The sequence below is a fragment of the Marinococcus sp. LNHM3E3-2.2 genome, assembly GCF_056034385.1.
In genome coordinates this window covers 33,846-53,952 of sequence record NZ_JBQLIC010000004.1, presented here as the reverse complement: position 1 = coordinate 53,952, position 20,107 = coordinate 33,846, and the positions used below count along the sequence as shown (strand labels likewise).

At 46.4% G+C, this 20,107-nt stretch carries 15 protein-coding genes and 1 pseudogene; all 16 read right to left on the bottom strand.

The annotated features are described in order from the left end of the window. Window positions 1-104: 104 nt before the first annotated feature. Entirely contained in the window at window positions 105-1,268 is a 1,164-nt protein-coding gene (locus ACTRXF_RS07120) for an MFS transporter (protein ID WP_474278486.1), read from the bottom strand. Between the two features lie 148 nt (window positions 1,269-1,416). Beyond that, window positions 1,417-1,770, bottom strand: a complete 354-nt coding sequence (locus tag ACTRXF_RS07115; protein WP_474278484.1) for a hypothetical protein — start codon at window positions 1,768-1,770, stop codon at window positions 1,417-1,419. 87 nt (window positions 1,771-1,857) lie between these two features. Beyond that, window positions 1,858-3,057, bottom strand: coding sequence for an ROK family transcriptional regulator (locus ACTRXF_RS07110; RefSeq protein ID WP_474278482.1), 1,200 nt, complete (start codon window positions 3,055-3,057; stop codon window positions 1,858-1,860). Window positions 3,058-3,141: 84 nt separating this feature from the next. Next, complete coding sequence (locus tag ACTRXF_RS07105) at window positions 3,142-6,186, bottom strand: glycoside hydrolase family 2 TIM barrel-domain containing protein (RefSeq protein WP_474278480.1); 3,045 nt, start codon at window positions 6,184-6,186, stop codon at window positions 3,142-3,144. Between the two features lie 11 nt (window positions 6,187-6,197). Continuing rightward, window positions 6,198-8,257: pseudogene (locus tag ACTRXF_RS07100) on the bottom strand (beta-galactosidase). A 40-nt stretch (window positions 8,258-8,297) separates the two neighbouring features. Beyond that, a complete protein-coding gene (locus ACTRXF_RS07095) occupies window positions 8,298-9,146 on the bottom strand; it encodes a carbohydrate ABC transporter permease (RefSeq protein ID WP_474278478.1) in 849 nt (282 codons plus the stop codon). After that, window positions 9,143-10,063 (bottom strand): carbohydrate ABC transporter permease, encoded by a 921-nt coding sequence (locus ACTRXF_RS07090; RefSeq protein ID WP_474278476.1) that lies wholly within the window; start codon window positions 10,061-10,063, stop codon window positions 9,143-9,145. The genes ACTRXF_RS07095 and ACTRXF_RS07090 overlap by 4 nt, the downstream gene beginning before the upstream one ends. A 50-nt stretch (window positions 10,064-10,113) precedes the next feature. After that, window positions 10,114-11,448, bottom strand: a complete 1,335-nt coding sequence (locus ACTRXF_RS07085; RefSeq protein ID WP_474278474.1) for an ABC transporter substrate-binding protein — start codon at window positions 11,446-11,448, stop codon at window positions 10,114-10,116. A gap of 520 nt (window positions 11,449-11,968) precedes the next feature. Continuing rightward, on the bottom strand, window positions 11,969-13,207 hold the full coding sequence (locus ACTRXF_RS07080; protein WP_474278472.1) for a lipopolysaccharide biosynthesis protein: 1,239 nt from the start codon (window positions 13,205-13,207) through the stop codon (window positions 11,969-11,971). Window positions 13,208-13,236: 29 nt separating this feature from the next. Further along, the gene (locus ACTRXF_RS07075) at window positions 13,237-13,932 is read right to left on the bottom strand and encodes an acylneuraminate cytidylyltransferase family protein (RefSeq protein WP_474278470.1); all 696 of its coding nucleotides are present in this window, start codon (window positions 13,930-13,932) and stop codon (window positions 13,237-13,239) included. Beyond that, complete coding sequence (gene neuC, locus ACTRXF_RS07070) at window positions 13,925-15,103, bottom strand: UDP-N-acetylglucosamine 2-epimerase (RefSeq protein WP_474278468.1); 1,179 nt, start codon at window positions 15,101-15,103, stop codon at window positions 13,925-13,927. The genes ACTRXF_RS07075 and neuC overlap by 8 nt, the downstream gene beginning before the upstream one ends. Further along, window positions 15,100-16,092: an N-acetylneuraminate synthase gene (neuB, locus tag ACTRXF_RS07065; protein ID WP_474278466.1), complete on the bottom strand. Its 993-nt coding sequence runs from the start codon at window positions 16,090-16,092 to the stop codon at window positions 15,100-15,102. The genes neuC and neuB overlap by 4 nt, the downstream gene beginning before the upstream one ends. Window positions 16,093-16,096: 4 nt before the next feature. Beyond that, window positions 16,097-16,732, bottom strand: a complete 636-nt coding sequence (locus ACTRXF_RS07060) for an acetyltransferase (RefSeq protein WP_474278464.1) — start codon at window positions 16,730-16,732, stop codon at window positions 16,097-16,099. Further along, a complete protein-coding gene (locus tag ACTRXF_RS07055) occupies window positions 16,722-17,777 on the bottom strand; it encodes a sugar phosphate nucleotidyltransferase (RefSeq protein WP_474278462.1) in 1,056 nt (351 codons plus the stop codon). The genes ACTRXF_RS07060 and ACTRXF_RS07055 overlap by 11 nt, the downstream gene beginning before the upstream one ends. Next, a complete protein-coding gene (locus ACTRXF_RS07050; protein ID WP_474278460.1) occupies window positions 17,770-18,960 on the bottom strand; it encodes a LegC family aminotransferase in 1,191 nt (396 codons plus the stop codon). Before ACTRXF_RS07050 ends, ACTRXF_RS07055 begins: the two co-directional genes overlap by 8 nt. 10 nt (window positions 18,961-18,970) lie before the next feature. Further along, window positions 18,971-19,951: an NAD-dependent 4,6-dehydratase LegB gene (locus tag ACTRXF_RS07045; RefSeq protein ID WP_474278458.1), complete on the bottom strand. Its 981-nt coding sequence runs from the start codon at window positions 19,949-19,951 to the stop codon at window positions 18,971-18,973. Window positions 19,952-20,107 lie beyond the last annotated feature (156 nt).

Here is a 20,107-nt window from a genome sequence, read left to right as displayed (position 1 = left end):
AAACCGCCTGCAGGAGCGCTGCCGCGATGTTTAAATGTTACAGCTTTCTGAACACCTTTATCATAGCTGTTTTCGGGCTGAATTTCAATTGTTTTTTCAGCAGGTCAGGTTTTAGCTTCACTTCCCCGCACTCGCGGCGCCCGGTACGCCATGAGCGCAATTACCATCGCCACAACGACGAGCGCGCTTCCGGCCCAGGAGGTGGCGGCAACGACGGACTGCTCCACGACGATGCCGCCGAGAATTGAGCCGATCGCAATGCCGACCTGGAGCGCCGACGTGTTGACGCTCTGCTGGATATCCGAGGTTTCCGGGGCGACCGCAATCAGATAGCTCTGCTGCGCCGGAGCAATCGACCAGCTGAGAATACCCCAGATAATCACGGCGATGATAAAGAGCGCCATCGAGTTGGTCGCAAACGGCAGAATGAATAGAATGACCGCAAACGAAGCAATGAACGTGAGCGACATTTTTTTGGAGCCGAACTGGTCGGTTAGCCAGCCGCCGACGCCACCGCCGGAAACGGCAGCGGCCCCGAAAATAAAGAACATGGCGCTGATCCAGAATGAATTCAGTCCCATCGTCTCCTGCATGAACGGATTAAAGTAGCCGTACAGCGTATAATGGCCCGCAAGCACCAGAAGCGTCACGCTGTGGATGCCGACGATTTTCATATCTTTAAGCGAGCGGATCTGCTGGCCGACAGTAACCACCTGCTCCGGCTGCATGCGCGGCAGAAAGCGGATCATGACGGCGCCAATCAGTACCGTCAGCATAGCGATCATCACGAAGATGATCCGCCAGCCGAACGCCTCCCCGATCAGCACGCCGAGCGGCACGCCGAGGACGAGCGCCGAACTGACGCCCATCGTCACGAGGCCGATGCTGCGGGAGCGGTATTTCGCTTCCACGAGCTTTGGCGCCATCGTAAGCGCGAGCACGATAATGAGCGCCGCGCTTGCCGCTGTCACAAACCTGGCGGCCATGAGTACGGTAAACGTTGGTGCCAGGCTTGCGCCGATATTGGCAATCGCAAATACCGCAAGCGCCCATATGTATACGGTTTTCCTTTCCACATTGGACGTAAATGACAGCAGTAGCGGGCCCGCCACCGCAAATACGAGGGCAAAAATGGTAATCAGCTGGCCAGCGATAGCAATCGATACCCCTAAATCCTCTGAAATGAGCGGAAGAATCCCGCTGATAATCAGCTCGACCATGCCGACGATAAACGCCGACACCGCCAGTAAGTAAACACGTGAATTCATAGCACAGTGACCTTCGAAAGACGTCTCCGCCTTTCGTTCCTTTCTATCCTAAAATCTTCTATCTCATTCTAACACGAACCTCCCACCGGAAACGATCATCTGCCTGCATAAAAAAGCAGCGCCCCTAACGGGCCCTGCTTTCTTTCATTTATATCAGCTGCACATTTTGTGTCGGTTTTTCGTGATTCTGGTACTGTTTGGCCATAATGCCTTCCGGGGTAATCTCCCAATCGGTGATCGAAAGAACCAATTCGTGCCGAAAACCGGTCAGGCGGCAGGAGGCAAGCTCCTCTATGTGTACCGGGCGTCCCTGCAGTTCTTCGAGCAGTTCATACGTTTCCGGCTTCCACATCATATATTCGTCATAAAAGAAGGGAATGAGCAGTCCTTCTTTCCGTTTCTTCGCCTGTTCGTAGTTCACAATTGCACTATCACGAAAAAGAGAGCCGATGTCTTCCCAGCGATCCGAGCGGACCTGGGCAGCAATGAATGTGTTTCTCATCTGTGACAACTCCTTTCCCCTCTCTATTCCCAGAAGAAAGGAAAGTTAGTCATGAATGGTGAATGTTTTCATAGGAAGCGCACACATTCATTGCGGCTGAAACAGTTCCACCAGCAGCAGTGCCACTGCGCCGAGCATGGTTGCTTTGCTGCCAAACTCGGTAATAACGACTTCTGTCTGCTTGGCCTGTTTGGTGAGACCACGCTCCTGAATCGTGCGCCGGACCGGATCGAGCACGTACTTCCCGGACTCCGACACCCCGCCGCCGAGAATGATTTTGGTCGGGTTGATAATATGGATCAGATTGGTGAGCCCGATGCCGAGATATTCCCCGGTCTGCCGGAGAATGTCGATGGCGAGCGGATCGCCTGCTTCAGCAGCTTTTAAAACTATTTCTCCGCTCACCTGCTCCGTGTCACCCTCAATCAACTCCCATATCCGGCTCTCCGGATGATTTTTCAGGCTTTCCACGGTCCGTTCGGCAACGGCCGGTCCCGAAGCGACGGTCTGCAGGCAGCCGTTGCTTCCGCACGCACACCGACGACCGTGCACGTCAATCGCCATATGGCCGAGCTCCCCGGCGATGTCATACTCGCCGTGATAAAGCTCTCCGTTGATGATAATACCGGAGCCGATGCCGCGTCCGACGTTGACCGCGACCATGCTTTTGACATTTTCGCCGCTGCCAAACCAGGCTTCGCCAAGCGCCATGGCACGGGCATCGTTTTCCACCTTCACGAGAAAACCAAATTCCTTCTCCAGTTCGTCTTTAATCGGAATATCCCGGAGATGCAGATTCGGCGCAAACAGCGACGTTCCTGTCGCTACATCGACGACCCCGTGCATGGCCACCCCGATCCCGACGACTTTGTCCCGCATGAGCGGAATTTCATTTAATAAATCATGAATGCCCTGTTTCACTACATCCAGAAATCCTGATTCCTCTGTCAGGTTAATACTTTCCCTCAAATGATGAATCACGGTGCCGGATAGATCCGCAAGGCCAAACTCCACCTCGGTCGGACCGGCGTCGAGACCGATAATATAAAAATCCCCGCTGTTGATCACAAGCATCGTCGGCTTCCGGCCGCCCTGCGAATCGCCGAGGCGGCTTTCTTTGACGATCCCCTGCTCGATCAGCTCACGCACATTCGCGCTCACCGTCGGCGGGGTCAGGTTTGTTTCTTTCGCAATCTGGGCACGTGATATCGGGCCCTCGCTACGGATTTTATTTAAGACAATTGATTTGTTAATGGACTTCATCCATTGAAAACTGCCGGTTTGCATAACTGATCCCCCGTTTCGCGGCCCCTGGTTCTTCTTCCACGTGCCCTGATGCTATAAATAAAACCTGCACGGCTTTTCTATCTGTTATTCCCCGCGCAGACGAAGCTGAAAATGGAAAGGTTCCGTGTGCAGCCTGTACTGCTCCAGCACATCCGGCCCGCAGCTGGCCGAACCGAGGCCGTGCTGCTGATGATCGATTTTCACCGTAACATATTCCTCTTTTTTCAGATCGTAACGGTGCCTGGCCTCTTCCATGTTTTTCTGGCTGTACTCCTGGATGGTAAAGTCAAAGCGCTCCCCGCGTGCTTCGGCCGTTAACGCTACAGCTCCGCCTTTCAGTGTTACTTCGCGTACGTCGTGGCGGTTGCCGTTTTCCTGCGGGAAAATGTACGGCGTCATGAGCTCCGGAACCGGCGACGACCACTGGCCGCGCCGCACGGACTGCCGACTGTCGCGGTAGGCCTCTCCCGGCCCGAGCCCGAGCCAGTCCACCTGCTGCATCGTTTTCGGTACTGTCCATTCAATGCCTACCCGCGGCAGGGTTTCCGGATAGTGGCCATGCGGAACGACAGAAACATCTATATCCACCGTTCCCGAAGGTGCAACCACATACGTCCACTCGACATCCATACCCCATGCAAGTCCCGGAGGTGCCACGCTTTCCTGAACGGTCACATGCACCGCTTCGCCGTGTTCAGCTACTTCGACTTTTTTCGTCCGGGCAAGCAGGTAATGGAGTCCGAAGGATTTCCATGTTTCTTCCGATGGTACTGGTTTCCATTCCTTCTGCCCCCAACGGTCATTATCAATCGGCGCCCGCCACAGATTCAGCTTCGGCCCGTGCTCGATCAGCGGTTCGCCGTTGTGGGTCCACGCGTTCATCCTGCCGGTCTGTCTGCAAAAAGCCAGGTGCGTTGTTTCCCCGGAAATAATCCACTCGGCCGGCGTTTCTGTCACTGTAAGCGAAGGTTCGCTGCCGTTTTCATTCGCTGCATCTCCCGGAAGCACCGCCTCCTGCAGCACATGCTCGCTCCAGGCCACTTCGTGACCGGCCGGCGCCCAAAGCGCATCTTCTCTCAATGAGCATTCCACGGAGAGAACCACTTCTTCGTTAGCTTCAGCTTCCACTGTTTCATACGGAATGCTGAGCGGCTGCGTTGAACGTGCCGGCACCTCGATACCGCGAAGCTCGCCTGCCTGAACGGTCGTACCGTCGATTTTCACCTGCCAGTGCACCGCCAGATGTTCCGTGCCGAGAAAATCATACTCGTTCACTATCCGGTACTCACCGTCACTGCCCGCTTCCACCCAGATCGGCTGAATGATTTTTTTGTATTCCCGAAGCGCCGGGGACGGTGTCCGGTCCGGCATCAGCAGTCCATCAATGACGAAGTTGCCGTCGTGCGGATACTCCCCGAAGTCGCCGCCGTAAGCGAAGTATTTCTTACCATCATCGGTGATGCTTAAAATGCCCTGGTCGATCCATTCCCATACGAACCCGCCCTGCAGGCGGTCGTGGCGACGGATCGTTTCCCAGTATTCCTTCAGTCCGCCCGGGCCGTTACCCATGGCGTGTGCGTATTCGCACAGAATATGCGGCTTTTCATACTCCGTCCGTGCTCCGAGCTGGTCCATTACTTCAACGCTTGTGTACATAGTCGTAAACACGTCGGAGGCGGCCGGATCACGATCGGGCTGATTCCGCACGGCCGCTTCGTTCATCAGCTGACGCGTTTCGCCTTCATAGTGCACGAGACGACCCGGATCGCGCTCCTTCGCCCAGTCCGCCATCGCCTGGTGATTCGGGCCGAAGCCGGACTCGTTGCCGAGCGACCACATAATGATCGACGGATGATTTTTGTCGCGTTCCACCATCCGTACCATCCGGTCCAGATACGCCTCTTTCCAGTCTTCACTCCGGCTGAGCTGACTCCAGTCGTTTATCACGTCAAAGCCGTGGCACTCCAGGTCTGCTTCGTCGATTACATACAGCCCGTAGCGGTTGCACAGGTCGTAAAAGGCCGGCGCATTCGGATAATGGGCGGTGCGCACCGCGTTAATATTGTTCTGCTTCATCAAAAGCACGTCTTCCTCCATGCGTGCTCTGCTGACTGCCCGTCCGGTTTCCGGATCATGGTCGTGACGATTCACGCCTTTCAGCGTAATCGGTACGCCGTTGACGAGAAACACCCCTCCCTTCAGTTCGACAGACCGGAAGCCAACGTCGTGAACAACCCGGTCCACCTCTTGCCCGCTGTCGTTTCGCACCACAAGCACCAGCTGATACAGGTACGGCGATTCCGCCGACCACTTTTCCGGATTCGCTACGTGCATGTCCACGCTCGCTCCTGAGCTATCCGCTGGCAGCTGACCGGTGCCAATCTCTTCCGCTCCGTCATACAGATAGGCGTCCACCGTGTAAACCCCGTGTCCGCGGTTCGTCTGCACGTCCACGCGGCAGACCGCATCCCGGTAATCGTCATCGAGCAGCGTCTGCACAAAAAAGTCATTCACATAAACCGGCGGTTTGACCTGTATGGACACGTCGCGGAAAATACCGCTCATCCACCACATGTCCTGGTCTTCAATGTAGCTGCCGTCAGACCACTGGTAGACCCGCACGGCGATATGATTGGTCCCCGCCGTCACAAGCCCGGTAACGTCAAATTCCCCCGGTACCCGGCTGCCCTGGCTGTAGCCTGCATCCCGGCCGTTGATCCAGACGTGAAACGCGCTGTCGACGCCTTCAAAGGCGAGCAGCACTGTGTGTTCCTCCGGCACCTCCTCCAGTTCAAAGGTACGGCGGTAGCTGCCGGTCGGGTTCTCCGATGGAATGTTCGGTGGATCCACCGGAAACGGATAAATCACGTTCGTGTAATGCGGACGGCCGTAGCCATGCAGCTGCCAGTGCGACGGCACCGCGAGCGTTTCCCAGGAGGCGTCCGAAAAATCCGGTTCATGAAACCCTTCCGGCGCTTCCTCCGGCGACGGGGCGTAATGGAATTTCCAGTCGCCGTTTAGCAGCGTGACGCCTTTGTCGCCTCCCGTGCTCTCCCGTGATACGAACGATGCCCGGGCCGCCCGGCGGTTCCGCTGCAGCGTAGTTAAGTCTTCCCAATCTTTTTGCATAGCAATGCCTCCTAGTTGGACTGTTTGATAATGGTGATACCGCGCGGCGAGAGCGTGAGGGTATCTTTGATCGTTTCCCCGCTAACTAGATTCGTTCCGTTTATTTTCTTAGAAGTAAGGCTCTGCTCCCGTTCACTGAAGTTAGATACAAACAGGTAGTTATTCGTTTTATTTTCGCGTTTCTGCACTGTCACACCATGTGGGAGCGGCACATCCACGAGAGGCTCCACTCCGCTTTCGCGCAAAATGGAAGCGTAAAAGTCATCGTAAAACGATTCTTCGGCGCGGGCAGCCACATAATACGCCTGCCCATGGCCGTAACGTTTACGGGTGAGTGCCGGGCGGCCTGCGTAAAAATCGTCCCGATACGAAGCAAGCACCTCTGCCCCTTCGGTATGGATCAGGTCGCACAGCTCGGTGAGCGTGTAGCCGCTGCCAAGCTCCGGCACGTTCGCCCGCTTCATCATATGATTTTCTTCACCGTCACCCAGGCTGTCGAATTCCTCCGACCAGATGCCGAGCACCTCACGCAGCGGTCCCGGAAACCCGCCCAGAAAGCACAGGTCATGTTCATCGACAATGCCCGACCAGTACGTGGTCACGAGCGTTCCGCCGTTTTGAACAAAAGCGGCGATTTTTTTGCCCACACCCTCGCGGATCATGTACAGCATCGGTGCGACAAGCACCTTGTACGGCGACAGGTCTTTGTCCATATCATCACATCCACGGGTACGCCCTGCTTCCAGAACGCCTTGTAGTGGTCTTTTACCGTCGCTTCATAATGGATGCCGCTGTTTCTCGGGCCCTGGGCATCGTTGACCGCCCAGCGGTTTTCGGTATCAAAAATGACCGCCACCTCCGGCTTCACCGTCGTGCCTGCGAGCTCGCCGGCTGCTTCAAGCGCCTGCCCAAGCTCAGCTACTTCCCGGAACACCCTCGTGTTTTCGTGGCCGGCGTGATCCACCACGGCTCCGTGAAACTTTTCGCTCGACCCGCGGCTTTTCCTCCACTGAAAGTACTGCACTGAGTCGGAGCCATGTGCCACCGCCTGCAGGGATGAGAGCATATGAACCCCCGGCTTTTTCAGCTTGCTGAGCGGCTGCCAGTTGGTGGTGCTCGGCGTGCTTTCCATTAAAAAGAACGGCTGCCCATCCTTCATGGCGCGGAACCAGTCATGGTTCATACCGACCCACGCAGCCAGATCGGTATCATCATTCGAATAGTGCCACGTCGGGTACGAATCCCAGGAAATAAAATCGACGATTTTGGCGAACTTGGCATAGTCCAGCTCGTCAAATGCTTCCATGAAGTTGGCCGTCGCTGGCAGCTTCGAATTCGCTTCGCGGAACGGACGCAGCTCATGCTCGTAGAAGTCAATCGTCTGATCGGTCACGAACCGTTTCCAGTCCAGGTTCAGCCCGTGCACCATTGTTTCGCCGTGCGGCGCCGGGGATTCAATCTGCTCCCAGGACGAATACGTATGGCTCCAGAACGTCGTCCACCAGTCGTGGTTCAGCTGTTTGAGCGTGCCGTATTTGTTCTGCAGCCACTGGCGGAATGCTGCCTGGCAGAGCGGACAGTGACATTCGCCGCCGTACTCGTTGGAGATATGTAGCCCGATCACCGCCGGGTGATTGGCGTAGCGTTCAGCCAGTCGGGTGTTCATCTGTTCCACCTTTTCCCGGTAAACCGGCGACGTATAGCAGTGGTTGTGGCGCAGCCCGTGCAGGTTACGCTGCCGGTGCTCGTTCACCCGCAGCACTTCCGGGTACTTTTCCGACATCCATGCTGGCCGCGCACCGCTCGGCGATGCAAGGAAGGCATAGATCCCGTTTGCCTGGAACTGCTCGAGAATACGGTCGAGCCAGTCGAACGTAAACGTCCCTTCCTCCGGCTCCAGGCTGGACCAGGAAAAGATACCGACCGACATAACATTGCAACGGGCTTCCTTCATCAGCCGGATATCTTCCTCCAGTTTATCTGGATAATCGAGCCACTGCTCCGGATTGTAGTCGGCTCCGTGCAGAAGTGTTCCCGGCACGGGAAAAATGGATTGATAGTCGCGTTCCAAGGTTTCTCATCCTTTCATTACTGTACTCTGTTACAGATCGTTATCCTTTCACCGAACCGCCCAGAATCCCGGCAATAAACTGCTTCTGCAGGATTAGGAAGAAGACCATAATCGGTACAACGGAAATGGCAGCCCCGAGCGTGATTTGTCCGTAGTCAATGTCCGACAGCCCGATAAGGCTCGACAGCGCCACCGGCAGCGTGTACATTTCCCCGGAGTTTAAGACGACGAGCGGCCAGATGAAGTTGTTCCACTGGAACATAAACAGGAAGATGGCCACTGCCGCAAGCGCCGGACGCATCGTCGGCAGCACAATTTTGAAAAAGATCCGGAATTCCCCGGCGCCGTCCACCCGCGCTGCTTCAAGCAGCGTCGACGGAATCGCCTGCATGTTCTGGCGCATCAGAAAAATCGCAAACGGATACGCAAGCTGCGGCAGAATGACCGCCTGGTACGTGTTGAGCCAGTTGAGCTCCACAAAAATCCGGAACAACGGAATCAGCGTCACGTGATACGGAATCATCATCGACAGCAGCAGCACGAAGAAGATAACGTCGCGGCCTTTAAATGTAAACTTTGCAAACGCGTAGCCAGCCGCGCTGCATATGAGCAGGCTGAGCACGGTAAACGACAGGGCAATAAAGAGCGAATTGAACACGACGCGCAAAATGCCGATCGATTCATTTAAGTTAATAAAGTTCTCGATCAGATAGGTGCCGGGAATCAGCGAAGGAGGAATGCTGAAGATCTCCCCCGACGGATTAGTCGCCCCGATGATCATCCAGTAGAACGGAAAAATGGAGATAATGACGCCGACGGCAAGCAGGCTGTACAGCGCGATTTTTTTCGGCAGGTGTTTTCTCTGCGGATTAGCTGTTGAAGTACTCAATCCCGATCACTCCCAAGTCTCAGCTGTATCCAGGACAATACAGCGATAATAATTACAAGCACGTACGCAATCGCCGAGGCGTAGCCGAAGTCAAAGTAGCGGAAGCCCTGGTCGTACAGGTACATAATAACTGTAAGGGTGCTGTTGTTCGGTCCGCCGTTTGTTAAAATGTACGGCTCGTCAAACAGCTGAAGGGTACCAATGGTGGAAAGCACGACCGTAAACAAGATGACCGGCTTCAGCTGCGGAAGGGTAATGTGAAAAAACTGGCGCAGTTTGCCGGCGCCGTCGATGCTTGCGGATTCGTACAGCTCCTGGGAGACGTTCTGCAGACCGGCAAGCAGAATGACCATGTTGTAGCCGGTCCAGCGCCAGGTGACCACAAGCATAATTGAGACTTTCGCCCAGAACGGATCGTTCAGCCACGAAACTTTTTCAAGGCCGATGCTCGAAAGCATATAGTTGACAATGCCGTAGTTACTGTCCAACAGAATGATAAAAATGATGGAGGCCGTAACAAGGGCTGTCACGGATGGGAGAAAAAATGCTATCCGGAAAAAACCGTTAAAGCGGACAAGCGCGGAATTGAGCGTGACCGCAAGCAGGATCGCAAGCGTGATCATAACCGGCACCTGAATAATCAGCAGGGTGAATGTATTAATAAGCGACTGGTAAAACAGGCCGTCATTAAAGAGCCGTATGTAGTTCTGGAAGCCGATAAAGCTCATTTCGCCCCCTTCACTGGCCTGGAAGCTTAATATAAAGGACGAAATAACCGGGTAAACCGTAAAGACGGCAAACAGAAACACGGCCGGAAAAACGAGAATGTAGGGAAAGGTTTTCGGCGTGATCCATTTCTTTTTTGTTTTCGTCTTTTCCCCGACGTGGTCCTGGTTGACGTTATCCAAGTTCGACATGTTGTACCTCCTTATAAAAATGGGAGAGCAGGCGCTCTCCCCTTCATTCGTTATTGTGATGTTTCCCGGCCGGTCTCACTGGCCAGCCGTTCGACGGCATTGTTCATGACATTGCTTGGATCGTTGCCCTCGAGAATGACTGAGGACTGCGCATCCATGATCACGTCTTCCGCCCGCGGGATGTCACTGTTAAATATCGGAGATTCAATATTTTCAGTCGTATCGGCAAGCAGACCGTAGGCCGGCTCGTCGTTAAAGTATTCCACTGGCTCTTCGAAGATTGGATCTTCGTACGTGCTCGTAAGGGACGGGAACAATCCGTACTCTTCGAAGGACTGGATTTGTACGTCTTCACTGGTCGTAAAGTATTCTGCGAACGCATATGCTGCATCCTGGTTTTCCGAGGATTCGAGCACCGCCAGGTCCGAGCCTCCCGAGTTGGCTGCCTGCGGCGTGCCTTCTTCAAATGTCGGCAGCTCCATTACGCCCCACTGCCCGCTCATGTCGGGAGCCTGATCCATGATGGTGCCGCTGTACCAGGCGCCTGTCGGCACCGAAGCCACATCGCCGTTAACGGTCGCCCCAACCATCGCATCCCAGGTGTTGGCGTTATAGATTAATTCCTTCTCGCTCATTTCTGCCATCAGATCCATCGCCGCCTGGGCTTCATCCGTGTCGAGCTGGATTTCGCCGTCTTCGTTAAAGTAGTTAACGCCCTGCTGGTTCAAAAATACGCGGTACGGAGAGTCATCCGAAGTCACCTGCACCGGCAGCATGAACGCATCTGTTTCTTCTACGACCTTTTCACCGGCGGCTACGTAATCATCCCACGTTTCAATATCGTCCGCATTTACGCCAGCTTCTTCAAACAGGTCCACCCGGTAAAATACCCCGGCCGGGCCGATGTCCCAAGGCATCGAAACAAAGTCGCCGTTTTCATCCTGGGCGGCATCCACTTTAAATTCGGTGAATTTATCCGCATGCTCGTCAAAGCCGTTTTCCGACAGGTTCATGAAGCCATCCGGAAATTGAGATTTGTAGTTTTCCAGCTGGGACGACTCGAGCGAGACAACGTCCGGAAGACCGGAACCGCCGGAGCCGAGACCGACCGTCAGCCGCTCGTATACGTCATCGGTCGAGCTGTCCTGAACCGTGATTTCCACGTCCGGGTGCTCTTCCATAAACTGCTCGGCTGCCTGCTCCAGTGACGCTGCCGCCACGTTCCACGACCACACTTCCACTTCGCCGCTCAGCTCGCCGTTATCACTTCCGCCGCCGTCGCCTCCACTGTCACCGCTTCCGCCCCCGCTGTTGCCGCTACAGGCCGTTAACAGACCAACTGACGCCGCCCCTGCTACTGCCAATTTCCAATATGATGTTTTCATGAACCCATCCCCCTCAAGTGTATTACCAGCTTTTGAAAGTCGTGTATGTAGAATGTATTAAAGCGTTTTCAAAAGTTAGTAAAATAAATTAATTAACTTAGTATTTATTAAACAGTATTTTGTAAGCGGTGTCAATTTATTTTTTGAAAAGTTGTGAAACTTAAGTGCACTTAAAATAAGAACAAAAAGTCTCACTGACATAGTTATTCACAAAAGCATTAATAATTATGTAACCCTTTATTGTGTAAAAAATTAACCCCTAGCGAGGGGTTTTCGGATCTTGAACAATATAACTTTGCCTTTCACCTTTTAAGTTTAAAATTCTTGAAGTTATCGACCATAAAAAAGTTAATATGACAGATGGATCTTTTAGACAACGACACTTACCCATTATTTCTAATTTCTATATTTTAACATATAAGGATAAAGCTTTTGAATTAAAAAAACAGAAGGAAGACCAGTATCCTTCTGGGGATTTTATTCCTTCTTTTTTTGAAAAGGTCAACTGGCCTTGCCATTACTATTTGATTACGCTGGCTTTATAGATTAATAACATTCTAACTAATTCGGCTCCTATAGTTGAGATAATCGCACCATAAACACCAATTATTGGTATAAACATAAAATTGATACCTACATTTACTAAAGCTGCTATTGAACTGCTTGAAGCAATAGATTTGGTTTTTTTACTATAAAAAAGCTTAGTAACTGGAATGAAATAAAAACCCTTCAACATTTGAGCTCCGATTAAAAAAGGAATTAACCATATAGCCTCATTGTATTCTTCATTTGAAAGTAGTCTTGCTCCTCCCATAGCAATTGGAATAGAAATAATTCCAAAAGAAATAACAACATAAAAGAAAACCTTAAGTAAACGCTCAGCTTTTATATCTTGATTTTCTTTTTTTAATTTCACATATCTAGGCGCTAAAGCATTGTTAACACCTTCATAAAATAAGGCTAATACAGTAGAGACTTGTACTGCCAACGCGTAAATGCCTATTTCTTCAAGAGCAACGAACTTTTCTAATATAATTCTATCTGACGATTTTATAATCCAACCACTAGCTACGTGAGGTAATAATGGCAGGCTAAATAGTAAACTAGCTTTTATGTAATTGATGTTAAATGATATTTTTATATATTTTTTTTGTTTACTTATTAAAAATATAACAATTAATGCTGTAATAATTAATTGAGCTAGCAATGCACTTTCAGCGCCTAAACCTAAATAAACGATGAAATAAGTACTAACTAAGACTGTAAAAGCAGCTTTTATTATATTTATTATTACGAAAAAACCAGCTCTTTCTTGTGCGCGCAAAAGTGCCATAGGTAAAGCAAGAATTGCACTTAACCACGAAATACCAATCATATAAAAATAGTACGGAGTTATAGGAATAGAAGTAAATAAAAAACCACCAATTTGAGAGGACAATATTAATAATAAGCTTCCTAGAATTGTCGAAAACAAACAAACGAATAAAAATATAGAACCTAAATATTCCATTTGTTTATTAGTATCATTTAGATAATCATAGTAAAACCTTGTAACGGCTCCATGAAGTGATAACAATAAAAATAATTGAAACATTCCAACTAGAGTTTGAATTGTAGTCATTATCCCGTATTCGTTTGGAGCTAGGTAATTAGTGTAAATTGGAAGCATTATAAATCCAATTAAAGGGGTCATCATTGAACCTAAAGTATATAAAATGGAATTTTTCAAAAAAATATTGTTTTTAAGTTTTGAAAGCATACTAGTAATGCCCCTTCGAATAGCTATCATCAATGTCTTTCTTTTAAAATAACTTCCGCAATTTTAAAATCTAAGCTATTATCAATATCTACAGAATTTTCTTTTTCCATGATGTAAGCAAAGCTTTTTTTATCATATATAAAACTACTATCATTTAAAAACTTGGTAGCCACTATGTAAATTGCACCATTGATCCTATAATAACTAGGCATTTCTTGTCTTCTTTGTGTATAATAATTTGAATTCGACGCAAAAAAACTTTCAAGCGAATGATCATTGGGCAGAGTATTGGTTAGAAGTGGAGAATGTTCAGCTTCACAAACTGCAATAACACTTTTTGCCTCTTTTTCTTTCATAGTTTCAAAAGCTTTAATAATATCTTTAGACGTTCTTAACGGAGAAGTGGGTTGGAGTAAGGTAATTGTATCATATTCCTTCCCCATCTCTTTATACTTTTGAAGAACATTGTTAACCATGTCCCATGGAGAAGAATTATCAGCTGAAAGCTCTTTTTCCCTTAAAAAAGGCACTTGAGCGCCCCAATTCTTGGAAATATCAGCGTACAATTCTGAATCAGTCGAAACCATAATTTCATCAAATTGTTCAGACTTAATAGCCGCTTCGATCGTATAGGCGATAAGAGGTTTCCCATTTAAAAGTTTAATATTTTTATCTTTTAACCCTTTAGAACCGCTTCTTGCCGGTATAATAGCTAAATTACTCAATTTTTCCCTCTCCAAAATCGTAAAAAGTTTTTTTGAGTTCAACCTGTTCTTGCTCAAATATGTCCTTTATTGTATTAATAATTTTTAAAGAACTTTTCCCATCTCCATATGGGTTAACCACGCGTCTTGCTTTCTCTCTAAAGCTTCTACTTAAGGCTAATTGAAATGCTTCCTGAATACTTTCTTTTTTAGGTTCGCAATCAATAACACTTTCTGCCTGAATTCTTCCTTTTTGCCTATCTCCAATGTTAATCGTAGGGATACCAAAGCTCGGTGTTTCTAAAAGCCCACTCGACGAGTTCCCAATTACGCACGTAGCTCCGTGAAGGGCGCTTAAATAACGTTGCATCCCTAAAGAAGTGAAAGCTACAGCATGATCGTTTTCCTGTACATAATGATCAATCATCTTGTTTATAATTCGACCATTCGCATCAGCATTTGCTTTCGTGAAAATAAACTTTATATTTGGGTACATGCTACAAACGTCAAGTAAAGCTCGAAATTGGCTTTCGACATAATCATCTTCAAGTGTAACAGGATGAAAAGTTACCATTGCGTATTCCCCATCGAGTTTAAAATTAATAGATTCAGACAGTTCGTCTTTAGATAGGAAGCTTTGATTAATTATGTTTTCAACACCTAGACCACCGACCTGGTACACCCTATCAGGATGTTCTCCTAACTGTATCACTCGTTTTCGATAAAGTTCTGTGCTGGTAAAGTGTAAATAACTTAATTTCGTCACAGCATGGCGAACTGCTTCATCAATAGCCCCCTCAGTCGTTTCCCCTCCGTATAGATGAGCAATAGGAATTCGTTCGTTCATTGCAGCAATACAGACTGACAATGTTTCATAACGGTCTCCCAGTACAAGGAGCATATCTAAATTGTTCTTTGCAAAATAGTCTGCAAAACTGATTATAGCAAGGCCTGATGATTTTGATATAGAAGATGGCGTATCCGCACTAAGGAGTATCTCGATTTTGTCATCAATATTGAATCCATCTCTTTCAATATCCTGATACGTTAAACCAAATTCAGGAGACAAATGCGCTCCTGTTACTATAATTCGTAAATCAAAGAAAGCATCATCTCTTAAGCGTTCTAATAAAGGTTTTAATAAACCATATTCCGCTCTGGTAGCTGTAACTACCCCGATTTTTTTTTTCATTGTTCTATCAACTCATCTTCTTCAAAGTCACGGCTAGCTTCTTTTCCAATCACATCATACCATTTCATTGGGCTGATGCCAGTTCCAGGACGTTTTACAGTTAGGTTTTCTTGAGTAAACTTTTGCCCTTTTTGAATTGGCTCATTAGCTACAATACTTTTTCTCGCTACACCTATATTTTTCTTTTCAGACTCTGAAGGAGTTTTTTCGCCTGTACCCATTGCTACTTCCACATGGCGAATAGAATCGACCATTGTTTTTAACTGAGCAGGCTCTAGACTGGAACTGTGATCAGGGCCTTCCATTGTACTGTCTAATGTAAAATGTTTTTCAATGACTTCAGCACCTAGTGCTACAGCAGCAACTGGAATCTCCACGCCTTTAGTGTGGTCTGAATAGCCTATCGGACAGCGAAACTTGTTGTATAACGTATCCATTGCTCTTAAATTGACTTCTTCAAAGGGAGCCGGATATTCAGTAGTACAATGCAGTATGCTAATATCTTTCCCACCATGTTCATATAATACATTAACCGCCGCCTCAATGTCTTCGATCGTTCCCATTCCCGTAGAAAGTATTATTGGTTTATTTAAAGACGCTATCTTTGCTAAGTAAGGCAAATTAGTTAATTCTCCAGAAGGTACTTTCCATTTCTCCATACCTAAACTATCCAAAAATTCAATGCTTTCAAAATCAAAGCCAGTAGAAAGAAACATTATATTTTTTTCATTACAATAATGATAGATTTCTTCAAATTCTTCGAATGTAAGCTCTAAATTTTTAAGCATTTCTAATTGGCTTTCATTTTCTCCCGCCTTCGATTGGTAGGAAGCTTTTTTTGCGCTTTTAGAAGCCAGATTTTTTGAAATGAACGTCTGAAACTTAATACAATCAGCACCCGCTTCTTTAGCTTCATCTACAAGCTTTTTGGCTAATTTCAGGCTTCCATTATGATTTACGCCAGCTTCTGCAATAATAAATACACTCATTAAATCATGCCTCCTTACAAGGGCTTCCATAAGCTACTATATTAGACGGTATATCCCGTAATACATTGCTTCCCATCCCTATAGTTGTATTACTACCTACCGTAACTTGCTGTTTGATGACGCTATGAGCCCCTATGTAAGTTTCTCTTCCAATTTTCACTCCGCCACATAAAATACTCCCTGGGGCAATTTGAGAAAAAGCTTCTATAAAACAATCATGCTCAATTGTCGAAGAAGAATTTATTATAGCTCCTTCTTCAATATAAGCTCCGGCGTTAATTACTGCTTTTTTCCCTACGAAAATACCGTTAGTCAGTTTACTATAGGAACTCACCACAGACGAGGGGTCAATTATGTTAGGAAAATCAAACCCAATTTTTTTTGCTTGGGCTGTTAATTTCACTCTAACTTCAGGATCCCCTATTCCACCTACAGTTATAAATACTTTTTTGTATCCGGACTCAAATAACAACTCTAGATCTTGATCGGTTCCTACAACAGGAGTATCCAAAACTGTCTCTCCTACTTTACTGTTTGCATCGATTATGCCAATATCTTCATATTCATTCACCTGATACAAGCTATCTAAAACAGACTTACAATGGCCGCCTCCACCAATTAAAAGTAGTTTATGACCCATTTTTTTCTAATCTTTCACGCATTTTTTCCATTTCATCAACTTGTCCCATATCCATCCACGCATTTTCGCTAATTGGAAAAACGCCGATCTTTTCCCCGTTTTGTTGATACTTTTCTATAATATCTGGGAACCCTATACTTTGATTAGTTTCCAGTTCATCAATTACTTCCGGTTCCACAATATACATTCCCGTATTAGTGAAAAAAGAGAACTCAGGCTTTTCTTTCATTTCTTCAATTTCTCCTTGCTCACCAATTTCAATAACACCATAAGGGATTTTTATATTTTTTAAAGAACAAACCATAGTTATAAGATTCTTCTCCTGCTTGTGATAATTGTAGATTTTCTCATAATCTTCCTCGATTAATATGTCGCAGTTAGTTAACACAAAAGTCGAGTGTATCTTACCCTTTAAAAGGCTTAATCCTCCTCCAGTACCAAGGGGTTCATCCTCATCTGCATAAAAGACTTTGTATCCTCGTTCAAATTCATTAAAATAGGCTTTAATCATATTTTTTTTATGATTAACGATTAGATGGAATTCTTCGCTGCCCATATCAAAAAAACGATTAATAATATGCTCTGCTATTGGTACATCTCCAATAGGGATAAGTGGCTTGGGCAAAATCCGGGTATAAGGGTATAATCGCGTACCAAATCCTCCCGCCATCATAACTACAGGGATATTTAATTTGGATTTTTTCCTTACCTCATCATTCCATAGCACTACAGAGATTAAATCGTTATTCTCTGATAAAACTGGCAGAGCTTCGACGGATAATTCTTTCATTTTTTCCCTGGCGATTGCTTTATCCTTTTCGTAAATAAACTTCGGCTCATAGTTTGCTATATCCTGCACTTTAGCATCGAGGTTACCTTTTTGGAGAATCCAACGCCGGATATCCCCGTCTGTAATTGCAGCTACAAATTGGCCTTCACGTTCAACAAAAAGTATTTTCTTTGCAACTTCATCCAGCAAGGCCATTGCCTCTAACATCGTAGCTTGTTCATTAATCAAGAATTCTTTTACGTTAATATCAATCACTTCCTATTTCCATAGTCTTATTTAATTTGGCCAAACAAACATTCACGCGTTCCACGTCTTGGCTGGATAAATCTGAACTACAAGGAAGATTAACGATCAAATTTAAATAAGTCAGCGCTTTTTCAATTTGGTAAGCTTGAGCATTTTTATAAGGCTGTTGGTTATGGATTAAATCCCATATTGGTCTCGCTTGTATTTTCTCGTGTTCCAGTGAATCAATTAGTTCCCTTCTAGTCAATCCGTATTCAGAGTGCACTTTAATTGCGTAGAACCAATAATTAGGCCTAATACCTGGACGGAAAGTAAATAATTCGAGACCCGGTATTTTTTTTATTTCTTTTTGGTAGTGACTGTAATTGATAGATTTTGTTTTAATGAAGCTTTCCAGCTGCTCTAATTGTGCAAGACCTAAAGCAGCCTGCAAATTAGTCATTCTATAATTATAACCCACCTGATCATGAGTGTAATAAAGAGGATCACTTTTTGCCTGTGTGATTAAATGACGAGCTTGAGCGAGCAATTCACTATCATTAGATACAATCATACCTCCTCCACCAGTGGTCATTATTTTATTTCCATTAAATGAAAACACCCCGAATGTTCCCATTGTTCCAGCATATCGGCCTTGATATTTTCCCTTTTCATAGTAAGTTCCTATAGCTTCAGTGGCGTCTTCAATTACAGGAACATTGTATTTCTTTGCCACATCCAAAATACTTTCCATATCTGCCATATTTCCAAACACATGAACTACTACAATTGCTTTTATTTGTTTTTTAGTAGATTTGTTTTTTAATATCCCACCGGAATACTCACATTCTTCTTCAAAAAATTTTTCTAATTTATTCGGATCTAAACATAAAGAATCGTCACAATCCATAAAAACCGGTTCAGCTCCACAGTACTTTACTGGATTTACAGCTGCAATGAAGGTAAGAGTAGGAACAACCACTTCGTCGTCTCTTCCGGTTCCTATAACTTCAAGCGCAACATGTAATCCTGAAGTTCCGTTTTGGACTGCCACCGCTCCAGTGGAATTAACATATTCAGCCGTATTTTCTTCAAAGCTCTGAATGAAGGGGCCTGCAGTAGAGACCCATTCTGTTTCAATAGCTTCAGTTACGTATTTTAATTCGTTTCCCTGCAAGCTTGGTTTGGATAATGGAATAAAATTCTCACTCATCAGCTCACTCCTATATATTATATATGTCCGTTTTGTATTTATCTAAATTAGCTCTAAAGAATTCTATTGTTTCAGCTAATCCTTGTTCAAAGGTATACTCCGGCTGCCAGTCGGTTAGACTCTTAATTTTTTCGTTAGAGCCGAGCAAGCGATTAACTTCACTGTTTTCAGGACGGAGACGCTGTTCATCACATATAATTTTTGCATCAGGGTTAATTTGCGAGACTAATTCCTCTGCCAATCTACCTATAGATATTTCTTCTTGAGTAGCAATATTTATCTCTTCTCCAATTGTTTTTGGAGATTTGGCAATTTCAATAAACCCATTTGCTGTATCTTTCACAAAGTTAAAATCGCGAGTTGGAGTTAAAGAGCCTAGCTCTATTTCTTTTTTTCCTGCAAGTAACTGGGTAATAATAGTTGGAATAACGGCTCTAGCTGATTGACGGGGACCGTACGTATTAAATGGCCTTACAATTGAAATCGGCATTTCAAAGCTTCGATAAAAGGATTCTGCTAAACGGTCACCACCAATTTTTGTAGCAGAATAAGGGGACTGACCCTGGAAAGCATGATTCTCATCGATCGGTACGTATTGGGCTGTTCCGTATACTTCTGAAGTAGAAGTAATTAACAAACGAGAGGTATTAAGCTCTCGACCAGCCTGCAAAACGTTTAGAGTGCCCTTTATATTCGTATCTACATATGTATCAGGAGAATGATAGCTGAATGGGATAGCTATAAGTGCGGCTAAATGATAAACTTCATCTATATTTTTCATCGCTTCCTTTACCCCATTGGGATCACGAATGTCGCCAGCGAAGACTTCGACTTCTTCCATTACTTCTTTGGGCAATGTGTCAAGCCATCCCCAAGAGTTAAAAGAGTTGTAATAAACAAAGGCCTTCACTTTTTTGCCTTCCTTTACTAAACGTTCAGTTAAATGACTTCCAATAAAACCATCTGCTCCAGTAATAAGTATATTTGACACGAAAACACTCCTAATAATGTATTTTGAATTAAATCAGAAATTAAAAATGTAGCATTAAAGATAGCATCTATTTTTACATAATTTCATTTAGAAACTTTGTTAATTACATTTATAGCTTATAAATAATAGAAAAGATAAATAATTATTCCATTTATA

Excerpts from the sequence above, each read along its gene's own strand:
- ACTRXF_RS07120 (WP_474278486.1), bottom strand. The coding sequence starts at position 1,268 with ATGAATTCACGTGTTTACTTACTGGCGGTGTCGGCGTTTATCGTCGGC.
- neuC (WP_474278468.1), bottom strand. The coding sequence starts at position 15,103 with ATGAAAAAAAAAATCGGGGTAGTTACAGCTACCAGAGCGGAATATGGT.
- ACTRXF_RS07115 (WP_474278484.1), bottom strand. The coding sequence starts at position 1,770 with ATGAGAAACACATTCATTGCTGCCCAGGTCCGCTCGGATCGCTGGGAA.
- ACTRXF_RS07060 (WP_474278464.1), bottom strand. The coding sequence starts at position 16,732 with ATGGGTCATAAACTACTTTTAATTGGTGGAGGCGGCCATTGTAAGTCT.
- ACTRXF_RS07080 (WP_474278472.1), bottom strand. The coding sequence starts at position 13,207 with ATGCTTTCAAAACTTAAAAACAATATTTTTTTGAAAAATTCCATTTTA.
- ACTRXF_RS07085 (WP_474278474.1), bottom strand. The coding sequence starts at position 11,448 with ATGAAAACATCATATTGGAAATTGGCAGTAGCAGGGGCGGCGTCAGTT.
- neuB (WP_474278466.1), bottom strand. The coding sequence starts at position 16,092 with ATGAGTGTATTTATTATTGCAGAAGCTGGCGTAAATCATAATGGAAGC.
- ACTRXF_RS07105 (WP_474278480.1), bottom strand. The coding sequence starts at position 6,186 with ATGCAAAAAGATTGGGAAGACTTAACTACGCTGCAGCGGAACCGCCGG.
- ACTRXF_RS07110 (WP_474278482.1), bottom strand. The coding sequence starts at position 3,057 with ATGCAAACCGGCAGTTTTCAATGGATGAAGTCCATTAACAAATCAATT.
- ACTRXF_RS07050 (WP_474278460.1), bottom strand. The coding sequence starts at position 18,960 with ATGAGTGAGAATTTTATTCCATTATCCAAACCAAGCTTGCAGGGAAAC.
- ACTRXF_RS07090 (WP_474278476.1), bottom strand. The coding sequence starts at position 10,063 with ATGTCGAACTTGGATAACGTCAACCAGGACCACGTCGGGGAAAAGACG.